This is a genomic window from Leifsonia sp. Ger2509 (assembly GCF_055231915.1).
In genome coordinates this window covers 333,146-348,962 of sequence record NZ_JBUYVB010000003.1, presented here as the reverse complement: position 1 = coordinate 348,962, position 15,817 = coordinate 333,146, and the positions used below count along the sequence as shown (strand labels likewise).

The window sequence follows — 15,817 nt, the reverse complement described above, 5'->3', positions numbered from 1 at the left end:
CCGGCCCGCTACTTCTTGGCGGCGAGCTGCTCGATGATCGCCTGCGCGACATCGTGCATCGTGAGGCGGCGGTCCATCGACGCCTTCTGGATCCAGCGGAAGGCCTCGGGCTCCGTGAGTCCCATCTTCTCGTTCAGCAGGCCCTTCGCGCGGTCGACCAGCTTGCGGGTCTCGAAGCGCTCGACCATGTCGGAGACCTCGGCTTCGAGGGCGATGATCTGGGCGTAACGCGCCAGAGCGATCTCGATCGCCGGCAGCAGGTCGTTCGGAGTGAACGGCTTGACCACGTAGGCCAGAGCTCCGGCCTCGGTCGCGCGCTCGACGAGCTCCTTCTGGCTGAATGCGGTGAGGAGCACGACGGGCGCGATGTGCCCCTTGGAGAGTCGCTCGGCCGCCGAGATGCCGTCGAGCTGCGGCATCTTCACGTCCATGATGACCAGGTCGGGGCGCAGCTCGGTCGCGAGTGCCACCGCCGTCTCGCCGTCTCCGGCCTCTCCCACGACCTCGAAGCCGTTGTCTCGGAGGATCTCGACGATGTCGAGGCGGATCAGCGACTCGTCCTCCGCTACGACCACGCGGCGAGGGACGACAGGGGCGGTTTCTTGGTCGGTCACGAGCAAAAGCCTACGGTATTCTGAGTGGCGTTGTTGTGCGCCGGTGTGGCGGAATGGCAGACGCGGAGCACTCAAAATGCTTTGTCCGAGAGGGCGTGTGGGTTCGAGTCCCACCACCGGCACAACCCACGACCCGACGCGGCCGCGTCAGATTCGTCGAGAATTCCTCACTGAACTCCGCCTCGCAGTGGCAGACTGGGTATGTCATCTGATGCCGAATACGTGAGCAACAGGTGCGGTGCTCGGCAGACGCGGCGCCGCAGCAGACAGCTGTTCACTCCCTCCCGATCGGGATCGTGACGCGTGCGAGTGCGAGGGGCGCTCGCCTGACGCGAATCGAAGGAGCATGACAATGGCTGATTTCAAACTGGGCAAACTGCCCGCACGCGAGGGTGCTGTCTCGTTCACCTTCTCGGCTTTCCTCGACGAGACGAAGCTGCCGCCCGTGCCGCCGGTGTTCGGGCACCAGGGTCTCTACTCATCCGGGCCGATCGGGATGCTCGGCAACGACAAGTACGGAGACTGCGTGTGGGCAGGCGCCGCCCACGAGACGATGCTGTGGGGTGACGAGGCTAAGCATCCGTACTCGTTCACCGACCAGACGGTGCTGTCGGACTATTCGAAGGTCACCGGGTTCACCCCGGACGACCCGAACAGCGACCAAGGCACCGACATGGCGGTCGCGGCCTCCTACCGCCGCAAGACGGGCGTGATCGACGCCAACGGTAAACGGCACAAGGTGGCGGCCTACCTCGCGCTCCCGGTCGGCAACGTCGACAATGCGAAACAGGCGGCGTATCTCTTCGGAGCGGTCGGCATCGGCGTCAAGTTCCCGGACTCCGCGATGGACCAGTTCAACAAGGGAGAGCCGTGGTCGGTCGTGAAGGGAGCGAAGATCGAGGGAGGCCACTACATTCCGCTCGTCGGGTTCGACGGCACGAACTTCCTCATCGTCAGCTGGGGCAAGGTGCACCCCATGACACCCGACTTCCTGGCGACGTACATGGACGAGGGCATCGCCTACCTGTCGAAGGAGATGCTCACCGGCGGCAAGTCCCTCGAGGGCTTCGACCAGGCCGCCCTGCAGGCCGACCTGAAGGCGCTCGGCTGAGCCGCGGCGTCTGCGTCTACCCGTCGAGCGTGCGGCACGTCAACCAGACGTGCCAGTCGATGGTCTCGCTCAGATGGAACACGTGATCGGACGGCAGCCGCTCGCAGGCGCGTGCGGCCGCCGTCACCTGCGCCGACCATTGCGGGCCGGATGAGCGTCTCGTGTCCTGCGGGATGAACTGCACGATCAGCATCGCCGCGACGACTCCCAGCGCGATACCTCCGGCGAGTCTCCGGTGGTCGCCGAGAAGACGACGGGTCGCCGCGGTGAGGCGGTCGCCACGCTGGGTCGGTTCCGGTCGGTCCGCGCGCCGTGAGACGGCGATCGAGACCGCGAGAATGACGACCGCCAGGAGCATCATCGACGGCACGACCCCGTACCGGGCGAGCCACACCCGCGCGAGTTCGTCGCGGTCGAAGCGTGCGTAGTCGTAGAAGGTGTTGGGGTTGGTCACGACCGCGATCGTGTAGATGCCTATCGATCCGGCGACGAGGGCGCATCCGGTGATCCGCTGCAGAAGGTCTCCGCGGACCAACACAGAGACGAGCGCGCCGGCCACGACGGCGAGGACGGCGAAGCCGATGAGCGGACCGGTCGCGACGAGCGCCGGTCCGATAGCGTTCTCCGGCGTCACGACGGGCATCACCGCGTTGATCAGGTAGCCGTATGCGATCGACAACGTCTCGATCGGCGGATGCCCAGAGCCGCGCCGGGGCCAGAGCAGGGTCACGACGAGTTGCATCGCGAGCCCGACGGCGAGTCCCGCGTAGACCGGCCACCGGCGCCGGTCGCGCCAGCGGAGGAACGCCAGGGGAAGAAGGAGGAGGCACTGGATCTCCGTCGCGGCGCCCAGGAACGCGACGACGCCGAGGATGAGCGATCCGGCGCGTGTCCGCGGTGTGCAGAGGAGCATCCAGAACACGGTCCACAGCACGAGCGAGTGGACGTTCGCCGCGTCGCCGAGCACCTCGCGCGGAGCGAGCGGGGCGAGCACGGTGAGACCGGCTGTCAGGATTCGCGCCGGCAGCCACGGGACGACGTCGCGCGTGCAGGCGAAGACCACTGCTGCAAGGATTCCGGCGACGATGCAGGAGCCGGCGGTCATCACATCCGCCCACTGTGGCACGGGAACGACGGTGACGGTGAACGCCGCGAGAAGTCGAGGGATGGTGTGCAGATAGCCGGCGTACGGGATGGTGAGCGAGGTGAGCGGCCCGTGGTTTACGGCGTCCTGCAGGAAGTTGCGGCCGTCCTCCGCCCAGAGCGTGTTGCGCGCGACGACGGGGATGCGCAGCCAGGCTGCGATGGCGGAGACCACAGCGAGCATGGCGAGGGATGCGGACGAATGCGCGGCGAAGAACTCGCGGAGCTCGTGCAGCTGGCTCGGTGCGGCGCGACTGCTGCTGTGGATCGTCGGCGAGGTCATCGTTACGTGAGTCCCCGTTCTTCACGCCAGAGATCAGAAGATCACTCTCGCCGCTCGAACTGGGAACGGCGTGCGGGGAGCCTTCGGACCTTCGCAGCTTAAACTCGGCACATGTCCCGGGTCGTGGTCGTCATCCCGCTGGAGCCCCTTCACCCCGGTGCGCGGTTCGTCGTGCGGGACTGGCCCCTCCATGTGACGGTCGTCCCTCCGTTCAGCACGCATGCCACGATCGACGACCTCGCGCGGGCCATTGCGGAGATCACGGCGGGCGTCGCATCCATGGAGGTGACCGCCGGGGGCGATGCGCTGTTCGGGCGACGGCACGACGTGCCGGTGACGTTGGTCGAGGACGATGCGCGCCTCAGCGGCCTCCACCGTGCCCTGAGCACCGCCCTCCACCCCTTGGCCGTGCCGTCGAGCGATCGCGCGTTTCAGCCGGGACCGTATCGGCCGCACATCACGATGAAAGGTGACCGGCGTGCCGTGAAAGGCGACGTCCTGACACTCGCGCAGGTGGCCCTCGTCGACATGGCGCCCCGGTCATCCCCCGGCGGCCGTGAGGTGCTCGCCACGATCGAACTCGATCCGACCCCGGACGCCTGACCCCGGATCAGCGCGCGTGCGCCAGCAGCCAGTCGAACGCGACCGCCACCGTCTCGAGAATCGCGATGTGCCCGTCGCGTGGGCGCAGCCACAGTTCCGCATCCGCGAGACTGCGGACCAGCCACTCGGCGTGGGAAGGAGGCACGACGCGATCGTCCCCGCCCTGCGCGACGAGAACGGGAGCGGTGATGGCTTCGACGGGGAAGCCCCACGGCCGGACGAAGGCGAGATCGTCGGTGATCAGTCCGTCAGGCCCGTCGCCGGACGCGACCGCCACATCCCTTCCGAGCGATCTCCAGGAGCCGGCGAGGGTGGCGTAGTCGCGGTCGTTGAAGCTCGCGAGGTCGAACTCGGCGGTCTCCTCGAACGTGGTGCGTGCATCCGTACCCTCCGCGGCGGCGCGGAGGGACGCGCCGTCCGCCGCCATGCCGGCGAACCAGTCGATGTCCGCATCGAACGGTGCGAGAGAAGCGAAGGTGACCGCTGCTGGCACGCGGCCGGGCAGCAACGCAGCGCAGGCGAGAGCGTGCGGTCCCCCGCCGGATGCGCCCATCACGGCGAACTCCCCCAGCCCGATCGCATCGGCGAAGCCGGCGACATCGACTGCGGCCGACCCGACGTCGCGGCCGGGCACGCGGGTGGAGCCGCGATAGCCCGGGCGCGCATACGAGAGCAGGCGGATGCGCCGTGCCGACGCGGCATCGAGAAGCGGCTCGAGGAGCGCGCCGGTCTGCGGCGAACCGTGGAACCAGACGACCGCATCGGATCCGGTCGCTCCGGTGTCGTAGACGCGCACCGTTCGGCCTTCGGCCAGTCGAACATCCCTCTCGGACACCACCCCGCACATGGTACGGGATGCGACGCACGCGTCCGATCCCTATGCCGTGTCGCTCAGGTGAGGTGGTCGTTCGCGCCGCTGACCCAGGCGATGTACCGGTCGGCCGAGCGCTGGACCGCGCCCCGCGCATCCGACATGATCCGGTTGCCGAAATTGCCGTATGCGCGATCGAAGGGCCGTGCGGTCACGGCGCCCGCGACGCGGCCGACCACGGTCGCCGACATCGGGATCGCGTTCGGAAAGCTGCGCATGAACGTGACCCAGCGGCCGGACGGCCCAGGGAAGAACGTGTCGCCCGCGAGCACGACGCCACGGCCCTCGGCCCCCTGCGCCCAGTGCACGATGGCGCTGCCGGGGAAGTGCCCGCCGATCGTCCTGAGCGTCACCCCGGGAAGGAGGTCGATGTCGCCCGAGAAGGTGCGGATGCGCGGGTCCTCGCGCTGCACCCAGCCGCGGTCGGCCTCTGCGACCAGGATGGTCGCGTCCAGCAGCCGAGCCCAGGTGCTCTGCGCGCCGAACATGTGCGGATGGCTCGCTACGACGAAACGGGCGCCGCCCAGCGCCCGCACCGTCTCCGCCGCGGCCTCGTCGACGAAACCGGTCGGATCCCACAGGAGGTTGCCTTCGCTCGTGCGAAGCAGTTTCGCGTGCTGGCCGATTCCCGTCTCCGGCGTGGTGCTCACGACGTAGAGATCGGGCTCGGCCTCCGCGATCTCGACGGTGGCCCCCTGCTCCCCCAAGCGCTGCAGCGATGTCCAGGCCTGGCCCGACAACGGCACGTACTGGCGTTCATCCAGGCAGATCGGGCACTCGTCCGGCGGATGTTCGCCGGGCGGGTATTCGACAGCGCAGGCGGCGCAGAGCCAGTCAAACATGCGCCCACCGTAACAGACCGTTGATCGCCACCCACCTGGGGGCATAGCCTGAGCCGTGGCGGGGTCGGTCGCTGCACGCTATCGCCGACTTTCACGCTGATCCACTCCGCTCGGTCGAATGCGCCGCAGGTCGGTGCCCGGTGAAAGGTCAACGCACATGGCAGGTCAGCCCGTCGTCTTCATCCACGGTCTGTGGCTTCACGCCACCAGCTGGAACCCGTGGATCGAGTTCTTCCGAAACGAAGGCTACGACCCGGTCGCCCCGGGCTGGCCGGGCGAGGCCGACACCGTCGAGGGAGCTCGTGCGAACCCGGATGCGGTGGCCGACAAGAGCATCGATGACGTCACCGGGCACTACGCGGCGATCATCGAGGCGCTCGAGGAGCCGCCGGTCATCATCGGCCACTCGTTCGGCGGACTGATCACGGAGAAACTGATCGGGCAGGGTTACGGGAACGCAGGGGTCGCGATCGACCCGGCGCAGATCAAGGGTGTGCTCCCGCTCCCGCTCGCGCAGCTGAAGGCGGGCCTGCCCGGCCTCGGCAACCCGGCGAACCTGAAGCGGGCGGTGTCGCTCACCGAGAAGGAGTTCAAGTTCGGCTTCGGCAATGAGCTGAGCGACGAAGAGTCGAAGGAACTGTTCGACGCCTGGACCATCCCGTCACCGGCGCGCCCACTGTTCGAGGCGGCATCCGCGAACTTCCGGGTCCACTCGCAGGCGAAGGTCGATACCGGCAACGAGGACCGCGGACCGCTCCTGCTCGTGTCGGGGACGAAGGATCACACGGTTCCCGATGTGACGACCGAGGCGACTCTCAAGCAGTACCGGGAGTCGAACGCGGTGACCGACCTCACGAAGTTCCACGGCCGCGGCCACTCGCTCGTCATCGACCACGGCTGGCGCGATGTGGCGACGGAGATCCTCGTCTGGCTCCAGCAGCAGAACGCTAACGAGTAGGACGGGACACGGCGTCTAGGACAGGATGTCCTTCGTCGTGAACCGGCCGAAGGCGAGCGCGCCGAACACCAGGATGTAGCCGAGCTGGAGCAGAGCGTTCTGACCGAACGACTCCCACGAGAGCGGCTGCCGGAGCATGTCTGCGAACCCCAGCCAGTAGTGGCTGAACAGCCAGGGGTGGAGCCAATCGACCTGCGGCAGCGAGTCGAGCACTTCTGATGCGATCGACAGGACGATCGTTGCTGCCATCGCGCCCACCGGGACGTCGGTCAGCGTCGAGATGAACAGGCCGATGGCCGAGAGCCCGAGCAGCGAGACGGTCACGTAGGCGGCGACGAGCAGGAGGCGCACCAGCGCGTCGCCCATGCTCACGGTGTCGCCTGACAGGAGCGGAACGGGACCGATCGGGAACAGAGCCGCCCCGATGAGCACCCCCGCCACGATGACGACGAGGGTTCCGGCGATGCAGAACGCGGCCGCGCCGATGTATTTCACGATCAGTAGGCGAACGCGTCCGGCCGGCCCGACGAGCAGGTAGCGCAGCGTGCCGTGGGACGCCTCCCCTGCGATGGTGTCACCGGCGACCACGCCGATCGTCAGCGGGAGGAAGAGGGGTACGCAGACGACCAGCGCCGTGAAGGTGACGAAGATGCCGTTGTGCGTGATCTCGTTGAGGAACTGGGGTCCGCGGCCGGAGTTCGCGCCGTTCTCCCTGATCCGCACGGCAACGGCGATGAGGATCGGCACCCCGGCCAGGGCGGCCAGGAGGGCCCAGGTGCGCCACCGGCGGAACAGTACGGAGATCTCCGAACCGAGCAGGCTCCACCCTGTGCCCGAGCGCTCGGCGGTCTCCGGCGCGGCTGCGACCACGGCGTCACTCGGCAACGTCGAACCCCTCGCCGGTGAGCGCGACGAAACGTTCCTCGAGGCTCGCGCTGGCGACACTGAAGCCGCGGATGCGCACCCCCGCGCCGACGAGTGAAGCGACGATCTCCTCGGGCACGATCGTCGCGGCCGTCGTCGCGGTGACCACCGCGTCGCGGGAGGTGTCGGACCGGGTCGGGTCGGCATCCGCGTCAGTGTCGTCGACCACGAGGCCCAGGGAGGCGAGCACACGGCGGGTCGCATCGGCATCCGGCGTGCGGACCTCGACGCGCGGGCTGCCCGCCCGGCGAAGCTCGGCGAGCGTGCCCTGCGCGACCAGCGCGCCGTTGCTCATGATCGCTGCATGGGTGCAGATCTGCTCGATCTCGGCGAGGAGATGGCTGGACACGAAGACCGTCGTTCCCCCTTCGGCGAGCGATCGGATGAGGTTGCGCACCTCCCGTGTGCCCTGCGGGTCGAGCCCGTTGGTCGGCTCGTCCAGCACCAGCAGGTCACGCGGCGTGAGGAGTGCGTTCGCAAGGCCCAGCCGTTGCTTCATCCCCAGCGAGTAGGCCTTCACCCGCTTGCGCGCGGCGTGGGACAGTCCGACACGCTCGAGGGAGAGGGCGACCCGGTCCCGGCGGCTGCGCGCGGGCGCGTGACGGTTCGCCGAATCCAGCCGGGCGAGGTTGGCCGCGCCGGAGAGAAACGGGTAGAACGCGGGGCCTTCGACCAGTGCGCCGACCCGTGGCAGCACGTCCATGCCTTTGCGGGGCATCTCTTCGCCGAGCACCCGGATCTCACCGGCTGAGGCCGCTGCGAGCCCGAGGAGCATGCGGATGGTCGTCGTCTTCCCCGAGCCGTTCGGACCGAGGAAGCCGAAGACCGATCCGCGCGGCACCGACAGACCGATGCCGTCGACCGCTGTATGCGAGCCGAATCGCTTGGTCAATCCGACCGTCTCGATCGCCGTCGCGGCGAACGGGACGCCGTCTGTCACCGGCGGGCGCCCGTCACTTCGCGGCCGCAGCTTCGAGGCTGGAGACCGGAACAGCCCCGGCGAACACCCGGCCGTCGTCGGTGATCAGCACAGAGACGAGCGACGTGGAGAGGGCCCGGCCCCCGGCGACCGGTGTGGTCAACTCGCCGTACAGGGGGTTGTTCGTCACGGACGAGGGGATCGACCCGACGGTCAGCTCGACCACTGCATCCCAGCCCGAACCGGTCACGGTCGGCTTGGGGTGGCCCGCCTCCTGCTTCGGTGCCGTCGGCTTCGCCGGCAGCGCCTGCTGCTTGACGGTGGCACCGGCCGGCGGCGTGAAGGTGAACATGCTCGCCGACGGGGTCGAGAGGTCGATGGACGAGAAGCCGACGGTGAAGGCCGGGTCGTGCTGGCCGCGCGCGTCGACGACGACCTGGAGCGGGAGTCCCGTCTCCGCGTCGACCGCGATGGCGACGGAACCCACCAGGGTGGCCGAGGTCTTCGGCGTGAGGATGAGTTCGTAGGCATTACGGCCCGCGACAGACTGGTTGTCACCCAGGGTGACCGTCGTCGACGGGTCGATCGTGCTGAGCAGCTTGTCGGCGATCTCGGCCGGGGTCACGACTCCCTCTTGCGTTGACGGCTCGTTCGCAGTCTTCGCCGGCAGCGAGAGGTGCGTGACGGAGTTGTCCTTCGACTGGTACAGCCAGGCATCCGTGCCGTTTCGGATCGCGTCGCGCTCGGCAAGCGAATCCATGACCTGGACGCGCTGCTTCGTCGGGCCGTCAGCGTACACACGCGCCGTGTGCGATGCCGTCACGAGGTCGAGGATCTGCGCCTGGCTCGAATCGGAGCCGGGTCCCGTGGTCGGCAACTGCGGCAGGCCGAGGTTCGATGTCTGGTCGACGGTGCCCGAGAACGCCTCGACTTTGCTGTTGGCCACGAGGGCGAGCAGCTCGCTCGGCGTCTTCGCGGGGAGATTCACCGCGGCGCCGGCCTGCATCGGAATGATTACCGCACCGGCGGCGATCACCGCAGGCACAGCGACGGCCGGAAGCCACCGCAGCCACGCACGTCCAGACATGAGTCCTCCAACAAGCCGATCTCTTTCGAGGGTACGCCTGCCGTGCATCCGGAACATCATCCGCTGGATGCAAAGTCGATGTGAGTTTCGGGTGCGGAATACAGGAAGAGGCGAATACGCTGCCACCATCGTGAAACGTATCGGATTCCTCTCCTTCGGCCACTGGCAGCCCATTCCGGGCTCGGTCGCGCGAACAGCCCGCGACGCCCTCGTGCAGACCATCGAGCTCGCGGTCGCCGCCGAGGAGCTCGGGTTGGACGGCGCGTTCGTGCGCGTGCACCATTTCGCACGCCAGCTCGCGTCACCGTTCCCTCTGCTCGCTGCGATGGGCGCACGCACCGACCGGATCGAGCTGGGCACTGCGGTGATCGATATGCGGTACGAGAACCCGCTCTACATGGCGGAGGATGCTGCGGCCGCGGACCTGATCAGCGACGGCAGACTTCAGCTGGGCGTGAGCCGCGGGTCACCGGAGACGGCGATGCACGGCTACGAGGCGTTCGGGTTCGTCCCCGGTGACGACGAGTCCGATGCGGACATGGCGCGCAGGCACACCGACCTGTTCCGCGCAGCCATCGACGGCGCCGGGCTGGTGATGTCGAACCCGCAGATGACGGGGGTGGAGCAGCCGCTGGCGATCGAACCGCGCTCCCCCGGGCTCGCCGACCGCATCTGGTGGGGTGCAGGAACCAGGGCCACGGCCGTGTGGACGGCCGAGCAGGGCATGAACCTGATGAGTTCTACCCTGCTGACCGAGGACACGGGGGTCCCCTTCGACCAACTGCAGGCCGAGCAGATCCGGATGTTCCGGGATGCGTGGACGGCGGCCGGTCACGAGCGAGAGCCCCGGATCTCTGTCAGCCGCAGCGTCATCCCGATCATCGACGACGAGACCCGCCGGTACTTCGGTGCGCGCGGGGCTGCCGAGTCGCGCGACCAGGTCGGCCACCTGGACGGTGGCCTGGCGCGCTTCGGCCGCAGCTTCGTCGGAGAGCCCGACGTCATCGCCGCCGAGCTCGCTGCTGACGAGGCAGTGCAGCTGGCGGACACCGTCCTCGTCACCGTGCCCAACCAGCTCGGTGTCGACTTCAATGCGCGCATCCTCGAATCGATCAACCGAGACATCAAGCCGGCTCTCGGCTGATGCCGCGATAGGGCATGATAGAGGTCTTACCCCGAACCACCGTTTTCGCTGACGTCCCGAAGCGCAGCACCGGCATCCGCGCACCCTCCGAGGGTTGCGCGGCCCGAGTGATGAGGGACATATGGCGCGAACTCCGGGCATCGCCACGGTCTCCCTTCGGCGGCTCGCTGTGGTCGCCGTCACCGCGTTCGTCGCGGGGCTCGGCGGGACGGGAGCACTGTTCATGACCGCTACGCCCGCGAACGCCGACGAGACGGCGGCGCACGCCTCCGATGCATCAGCCATCACGAGCATGTGGGCGTGGGGCAACGCGGTGGACCCTGCCGCAGACAACCGCGGGCTGGGCCAGGCAGAGCTCGCGCCGGCGGCACTCGCGTCCTTCGCACAGGAGCACGGCCTGACGTCGGTCTACCTTTCCGTGCCGTGGGCGGCGAACCAGGGTGCGATCGCGTCGTGGCTGTCCGCGTCGGTGGATGCCCTCCACGCGGTGGGAGTGCGGGTGTCCGCACTCGGCGGAGACACATCCTGGCTGTCGAACCCGTCCCTCGTCGCGCAATGGATCGCCGACGCCCGGGATGCCGCGGACTTCGACGCGGTGCAACTCGATATCGAGCCGTGGGCCGGTCAGGCGCATCCCGACTTCGCCACTATCACTCCCGAATTCGTCGCCCTGCTCCACGCAGCGCGAGAGGCCGCAGGCCCCCTGCAGCTCGGCGCCGACCTGCCGTGGTGGCTGGCGACCGTTCCGTCAGCCGACGGCAGCGTCCTCGACGCCCTTCTCCCCTCGCTCGACACGGTCGCGATCGTCGCCTTCGCCGACCACGCGGACGGGCCAGACGGCATCGTCGCTCTCGCCCGGCCGGCGGCCGACGCGGTCTCGGCGTCGGGCAAGCCGTTCACGATCGGAGTCGAGACCGATTCCCCGGAGGTCGCCGGAGGGTCGCAGTTCACCTTCGCGGACGACGGCGAGGCGGCGCTGGTTACCCAGACGGATGCGGTCCGCGACGCCTTCGCGGCGTCAGCCGGGTACAGCGGCGTCACCGTGGAGCACCTGCGCAGCTGGATCGCGCTGCTCGGCTGAGCATCCGCCACGGTCGCAGGGCGGTAGCGTGAACCTCATGTTCAGTAGTTACATCGCGATCGGCGACAGCTTCACCGAGGGGGTCGGCGACGAGCTCCCCGACGGCCGGACCCGCGGCTGGGCGGACTTCGTCGCGATCGGCCTCGCCGCGGCCTCGCCGGAGCCGGTGCTGTACGCGAACCTTGCGATCCGCGGCCGCAAGCTCGCGCCGCTCCTGGCCGAGCAGCTCTCGCCGGCGATCGCCCAGCTGCCCCAGATGATCAGCCTCAACGGCGGCGGGAACGACATCATGCGGCCGAAGGTCTCTATGCAGAGCGTGGTGACCATGCTGGAGACGGCGGCGAACACGGTCACCGAGGCGGGCATCCATATGCTGATGCTGAGCGGAGCGAACCCGAGCAGGCATCTTCCGCTCGGTGCGGTGATGCGCAAGCGCGGCGACGAGCTCGATGCCGCGGTCCGGGTGCTGTTCCCGCGCGCGAACATGACGTTCGTCGACAACTGGGCCGATGAGGGCCTGGGCGATATCCGGTACTGGTCGAGCGACAAACTGCACCTTAACGCGCTGGGTCATGCCCGCGTGGCCAGCAACGTTCTCACGGCACTCGGTGTGCCGGTGCCCGCCGAGTGGGGTGTCGAGGAGGTCGCGAACGCTCCGGCGGGCCCGCGTTCGCGGAACACCGTCACCTACTATCGCGAATACGTTCTCCCGTGGATCGGGCGCCGGCTCACGGGGCGCTCGTCGGGAGACGGCCGGACCGCGAAGATCCCGACGCTGACACCCGTGGACCCCGTGACGACTCCGCCGCTCCGATGAGCACCGGGGCGCTCGACCGTGACATCGCGACGCGCGCCCGATCTCACGGGAAACGGAGCGCGGTTCAGGAAGAATGATGCACGTTGAGGGTGCCTGTTGTTCGGGTCAACAGGCACCCTCACTCATCCCTCTGCTAGATGTTGTCGCCGCCGGTGTCGTCCAGCCGGCCGGGACCGGCCCCGTCGGACCATGACCACTCGGCCACCTCGGGGATGTCCTCCCCGTGTTCCCGCGTGTACTGGCGGGCTCGGAGCCGGGCATCCTGCATCTCCTGGCGGAACGCTCCCTCGCGGGCGCCGAGCCCCGGCACTCGGTCGAGCACGTCGATGACCAGGTGGTAACGGTCCAGGTCGTTGAGCATCACCATGTCGAACGGGGTGGTCGTCGTGCCCTCCTCCTTGTAGCCGCGCACGTGCAGGTTGTCGTGTCCGGCACGACGATAGGTCAGACGATGGATGAGCCACGGATAGCCGTGGTACGCGAAGATCACCGGCTTGTCCGTCGTGAAGATGGCGTCGTATTCGCGGTCGCTGAGGCCGTGCGGATGCTCGCCCTCCGTCTGCAGGCGCATCAGGTCCACGACGTTGACCACCCGCACGCGCAGTGAGGGTATCCGCTCGCGCAGGATCTTGGCCGCGGCGAGCACCTCGAGTGTCGGGATGTCCCCGGCCGCCGCGAGGACGGCGTCCGGTTCCTCACCGTGCACCTCCGTGCCTGCCCAGTCGAACAGGCCGATCCCGCGCGTGCAGTGCTCGATCGCCTCGTCCATCGTCAGCCAGTTGGGGGCCGGCTGCTTTCCGGCGACGACCACGTTGACGTAGTCGACGGAGCGCAGGCAGTGGTCGTAGGTCGACAGGAGGGTGTTCGCGTCGAAGGGCAGGTACACGCGTACGACGTCGGCCTTCTTGTTGACGACGTGATCGATGAAGCCAGGATCCTGGTGCGAGGCACCGTTGTGGTCCTGCCGCCAGACATGGGAGCTCAGCAGGTAGTTCAGCGAAGAGACCGGCCGCCGCCACGGGATCTGCCGCGAGGATTTCAGCCACTTGGCGTGCTGGTTGAACATCGAGTCGACGATGTGCACGAACGCCTCGTACGAGTTGATGATGCCGTGCCGCCCGGTGAGCAGGTAGCCTTCCAGCCAGCCCTGGCACTGGTGTTCGCTCAACACTTCGAGCACCCGTCCGGCGCGGGCGAGGTGATTGTCAGCGTCGATCGGCCAGAGTTCGGCGTTCCACTGCTTGTCGGTCCGTTCGAAGACCGCGCTGAGGCGATTGGATGCGGTCTCGTCGGGTCCGAAGATCCGGAAATTGTCCGGGTTGTCCCTGATGACATCGCGAAGCCACTCGCCGAGCACCTTCGTCGCCTCGCTCACCGATCCGCCGGGCGACGGGACGTCGACCGCATACTCGCGGAAGTCGGGCAGGCGCAGGTCCCGCCGCAGCAGGCCGCCGTTCGCGACGGGATTGGCGCTCATCCGCTGCTCGCCCTCCGGCGCGAGGGCCGTGACGATCGGACGTGCCGCACCGGCGTCGTCGAAGAGCTCGCCTGGGCGGTAGGACTCCATCCAGTCGTGCAGAAGCCGCGTGTGGGCCTCGGTGTCCCTGGCATCGGCGAGCGGAACCTGATGCGCCCGCCAATTGTTCTCGGCAGGGTGCCCGTCGATCTCCTTCGGACAGGTCCAGCCTTTCGGTGTGCGCAGGATCAGCATGGGCCACGCCGGGCGATCCGTAAGGGTGCCGTCGGCGGCCGCCGCCTTGATGTCTGCGATCCGGTCCAGGATGTCGTCGAGTGTCGCCGCCATGCGGGTGTGCACCGCGCGGGGATCCTCACCGTCGAACCCCCCGGAGACGAGATACGGTGCGTAGCCGTACCCGCGCATCAACTCGAGAAGCTCGGCTTCCGGGATGCGGGCCAGCACCGTTGGATTCGCGATCTTGTAGCCGTTGAGGTGCAGGATCGGCAGGACGACCCCGTCCTGCGCGGGATCGAGGAACTTGTTCGAATGCCAGGCGGTCGCGAGGGGGCCGGTCTCCGCCTCGCCGTCGCCGACCACGGCCGCGACCAGCAGGTCGGGATTGTCGAACGCAGCGCCGAACGCGTGCGACAGGGAATAGCCGAGCTCTCCGCCCTCGTGGATGGAGCCGGGCGTCTCCGGTGCCGCGTGGCTGGGGATGCCGCCCGGGAACGAGAACTGCCGGAACAGCCGGCGGAGCCCGTCTTCGGTGTGGTCGATCCGGTTGTAGATCTCGCTGTACGTGCCGTCGAGGTAGGCGTTGGCGACCATCCCGGGACCGCCGTGGCCGGGTCCGGCGATGTAGATCGTATTCAGCGCGCGTTCGCGGATCGCCCGGTTGAGGTGCGCGTAGACGAAGTTGAGTCCCGGAGTCGTGCCCCAGTGCCCGAGGAGGCGCGGCTTGATGTGGTCACGGGTGAGCGGTTCCCGCAGCAGCGGATTGTCGAGGAGGTAGATCTGGCCGACGGACAGGTAGTTGGCGGCACGCCACCACGCATCCAGCTGGTCGAGGGTTTCAGAGGTGAGCTCGGTTCGTGCTCGGCGGGCCCAGGGGCCGGCGGATGCGTCGGTGTGGTTCACGAAGTCCTTCCTTGCGGTGACGGCGCCGCTGGCGGCACGGGCGGGATGACTCGGGGTGCTTCCATCCTAGGAACGGGGCCGCGGCGCGCAATCCGTCCGGTGTTCCGTTCCGGATGAGTTTCCGATGCGACGGCCATTGAGCCTCCTCCGGTTGTCGGTACTCGCCGGTAGCGTGGTCGCATGACATCAGCGACGATGCGCATCGCACCCGCCACGGCTGAAACCTGGCCCGATCTCCTGAGTGTGTTCGCCCCGCCGGGCGATCAGGCCGGATGCTGGTGCCAGTGGTTCAAACTCAGTGGGGCCCAGTTCCGTGAGAACCCGCGCGAGGACCTGCGCGAAGCCCTGCACGAGCAGACATCGGGATCGCCCACCGCGGGCGTCATCGCGTGGCTCGACGACGAACCGGCCGGATGGTCGGCTGTCGAGCCGTACACGGCCTACCCGGTCCTCGCGCGCTCTCCCATCACGAAGCGGGTCGACGGCGACCCGGTCGCCGATCTGTGGGCTGTGACCTGCTTCGTCGTGCGGCACGACCACCGTCGCCGCGGAGTCGCGGGCGCGCTGCTGAAGGGCGCCGTGAAGCACGCCAAGGAGAACGGTGCCCGTGTCGTGGAGGGTTACCCCGTCGATCCTGGCGTGCGTCCATCGCTGACGGCATCCGAGAGGTACCACGGCACCGTGTCGCTGTTCGAGTCCGGGGGCTTCACGCTCATCCGCCGGCCGTCGGCGACGCGTGCGATCATGCGACTCGAGCTCGACTCCTGACGCCGGACGCCTCGTCGACACATGGTTTCCGGCGGGTCCCGCCGCCCCGTAGGCTC

At 68.3% G+C, this 15,817-nt stretch carries 15 protein-coding genes and 1 tRNA gene; 8 read left to right on the top strand and 8 right to left on the bottom strand.

Annotation, left to right across the window (positions count from 1 at the left end):
• Nucleotides 1-8: 8 nt before the first annotated feature.
• Complete coding sequence (locus tag ACV7NN_RS01925; RefSeq protein ID WP_163289679.1) at nt 9-614, bottom strand: response regulator; 606 nt, start codon at nt 612-614, stop codon at nt 9-11.
• Between the two features lie 39 nt (nt 615-653).
• Here ACV7NN_RS01925 and ACV7NN_RS01920 point away from each other — a divergent pair.
• Both ACV7NN_RS01920 and ACV7NN_RS01915 read left to right on the top strand, forming a co-directional pair.
• Nucleotides 654-736: transfer RNA gene (locus ACV7NN_RS01920), tRNA-Leu, on the top strand.
• A gap of 230 nt (nt 737-966) precedes the next feature.
• Nucleotides 967-1,725: a hypothetical protein gene (locus tag ACV7NN_RS01915; protein WP_463347903.1), complete on the top strand. Its 759-nt coding sequence runs from the start codon at nt 967-969 to the stop codon at nt 1,723-1,725.
• 16 nt (nt 1,726-1,741) lie between these two features.
• Here ACV7NN_RS01915 and ACV7NN_RS01910 read toward each other — a convergent pair whose 3' ends face one another.
• Entirely contained in the window at nt 1,742-3,151 is a 1,410-nt protein-coding gene (locus ACV7NN_RS01910) for a hypothetical protein (protein ID WP_463347902.1), read from the bottom strand.
• A 111-nt stretch (nt 3,152-3,262) separates the two neighbouring features.
• On the opposite strand from ACV7NN_RS01910, the gene ACV7NN_RS01905 reads away from it, so the two are divergent.
• A complete protein-coding gene (locus ACV7NN_RS01905) occupies nt 3,263-3,754 on the top strand; it encodes a 2'-5' RNA ligase family protein (RefSeq protein ID WP_463347901.1) in 492 nt (163 codons plus the stop codon).
• 7 nt (nt 3,755-3,761) lie between these two features.
• On the opposite strand, the gene ACV7NN_RS01900 is transcribed toward ACV7NN_RS01905, so the two are convergent.
• On the bottom strand, nt 3,762-4,592 hold the full coding sequence (locus tag ACV7NN_RS01900; RefSeq protein ID WP_463347900.1) for an alpha/beta fold hydrolase: 831 nt from the start codon (nt 4,590-4,592) through the stop codon (nt 3,762-3,764).
• A 53-nt stretch (nt 4,593-4,645) separates the two neighbouring features.
• Entirely contained in the window at nt 4,646-5,467 is an 822-nt protein-coding gene (locus tag ACV7NN_RS01895) for an MBL fold metallo-hydrolase (RefSeq protein ID WP_463347899.1), read from the bottom strand.
• 157 nt (nt 5,468-5,624) lie between these two features.
• Here ACV7NN_RS01895 and ACV7NN_RS01890 point away from each other — a divergent pair, with 157 nt between their 5' ends.
• Complete coding sequence (locus tag ACV7NN_RS01890) at nt 5,625-6,425, top strand: alpha/beta hydrolase (protein ID WP_463347898.1); 801 nt, start codon at nt 5,625-5,627, stop codon at nt 6,423-6,425.
• Between the two features lie 15 nt (nt 6,426-6,440).
• On the opposite strand, the gene ACV7NN_RS01885 is transcribed toward ACV7NN_RS01890, so the two are convergent.
• The 3 genes from ACV7NN_RS01885 to ACV7NN_RS01875 are packed head-to-tail and all read right to left on the bottom strand — an operon-like array spanning nt 6,441 to nt 9,355.
• Nucleotides 6,441-7,310 (bottom strand): ABC transporter permease, encoded by an 870-nt coding sequence (locus ACV7NN_RS01885; RefSeq protein WP_463347897.1) that lies wholly within the window; start codon nt 7,308-7,310, stop codon nt 6,441-6,443.
• Nucleotides 7,300-8,289: an ABC transporter ATP-binding protein gene (locus tag ACV7NN_RS01880; RefSeq protein WP_463347896.1), complete on the bottom strand. Its 990-nt coding sequence runs from the start codon at nt 8,287-8,289 to the stop codon at nt 7,300-7,302. Before ACV7NN_RS01880 ends, ACV7NN_RS01885 begins: the two co-directional genes overlap by 11 nt.
• 13 nt (nt 8,290-8,302) lie before the next feature.
• Complete coding sequence (locus ACV7NN_RS01875; RefSeq protein WP_463347895.1) at nt 8,303-9,355, bottom strand: LolA family protein; 1,053 nt, start codon at nt 9,353-9,355, stop codon at nt 8,303-8,305.
• 130 nt (nt 9,356-9,485) lie between these two features.
• On the opposite strand from ACV7NN_RS01875, the gene ACV7NN_RS01870 reads away from it, so the two are divergent.
• From ACV7NN_RS01870 to ACV7NN_RS01860, 3 genes are all read left to right on the top strand, one after another.
• Complete coding sequence (locus tag ACV7NN_RS01870; RefSeq protein WP_463347894.1) at nt 9,486-10,499, top strand: LLM class flavin-dependent oxidoreductase; 1,014 nt, start codon at nt 9,486-9,488, stop codon at nt 10,497-10,499.
• A 121-nt stretch (nt 10,500-10,620) separates the two neighbouring features.
• On the top strand, nt 10,621-11,580 hold the full coding sequence (locus tag ACV7NN_RS01865; RefSeq protein ID WP_463347893.1) for an N-acetyltransferase: 960 nt from the start codon (nt 10,621-10,623) through the stop codon (nt 11,578-11,580).
• 37 nt (nt 11,581-11,617) lie between these two features.
• Nucleotides 11,618-12,397, top strand: a complete 780-nt coding sequence (locus ACV7NN_RS01860) for an SGNH/GDSL hydrolase family protein (protein ID WP_463347892.1) — start codon at nt 11,618-11,620, stop codon at nt 12,395-12,397.
• A 133-nt stretch (nt 12,398-12,530) separates the two neighbouring features.
• Here ACV7NN_RS01860 and ACV7NN_RS01855 read toward each other — a convergent pair whose 3' ends face one another.
• On the bottom strand, nt 12,531-14,993 hold the full coding sequence (locus ACV7NN_RS01855; RefSeq protein WP_463347891.1) for a phosphoketolase family protein: 2,463 nt from the start codon (nt 14,991-14,993) through the stop codon (nt 12,531-12,533).
• 180 nt (nt 14,994-15,173) lie between these two features.
• Here ACV7NN_RS01855 and ACV7NN_RS01850 point away from each other — a divergent pair, with 180 nt between their 5' ends.
• Nucleotides 15,174-15,761 carry an N-acetyltransferase family protein gene (locus tag ACV7NN_RS01850; RefSeq protein ID WP_463347890.1) on the top strand — a complete coding sequence of 196 codons (588 nt, stop codon included), beginning with the start codon at nt 15,174-15,176 and terminating at the stop codon, nt 15,759-15,761.
• Nucleotides 15,762-15,817 lie beyond the last annotated feature (56 nt).

Bases quoted from the DNA above. Each gene is read 5' to 3' on its own strand.
- ACV7NN_RS01915 (WP_463347903.1), top strand. From the start codon at position 967: ATGGCTGATTTCAAACTGGGCAAACTGCCCGCACGCGAGGGTGCTGTC.
- ACV7NN_RS01910 (WP_463347902.1), bottom strand. From the start codon at position 3,151: ATGACCTCGCCGACGATCCACAGCAGCAGTCGCGCCGCACCGAGCCAG.
- ACV7NN_RS01905 (WP_463347901.1), top strand. From the start codon at position 3,263: ATGTCCCGGGTCGTGGTCGTCATCCCGCTGGAGCCCCTTCACCCCGGT.
- ACV7NN_RS01895 (WP_463347899.1), bottom strand. From the start codon at position 5,467: ATGTTTGACTGGCTCTGCGCCGCCTGCGCTGTCGAATACCCGCCCGGC.
- ACV7NN_RS01890 (WP_463347898.1), top strand. From the start codon at position 5,625: ATGGCAGGTCAGCCCGTCGTCTTCATCCACGGTCTGTGGCTTCACGCC.
- ACV7NN_RS01875 (WP_463347895.1), bottom strand. From the start codon at position 9,355: ATGTCTGGACGTGCGTGGCTGCGGTGGCTTCCGGCCGTCGCTGTGCCT.
- ACV7NN_RS01865 (WP_463347893.1), top strand. From the start codon at position 10,621: ATGGCGCGAACTCCGGGCATCGCCACGGTCTCCCTTCGGCGGCTCGCT.
- ACV7NN_RS01860 (WP_463347892.1), top strand. From the start codon at position 11,618: ATGTTCAGTAGTTACATCGCGATCGGCGACAGCTTCACCGAGGGGGTC.
- ACV7NN_RS01850 (WP_463347890.1), top strand. From the start codon at position 15,174: ATGACATCAGCGACGATGCGCATCGCACCCGCCACGGCTGAAACCTGG.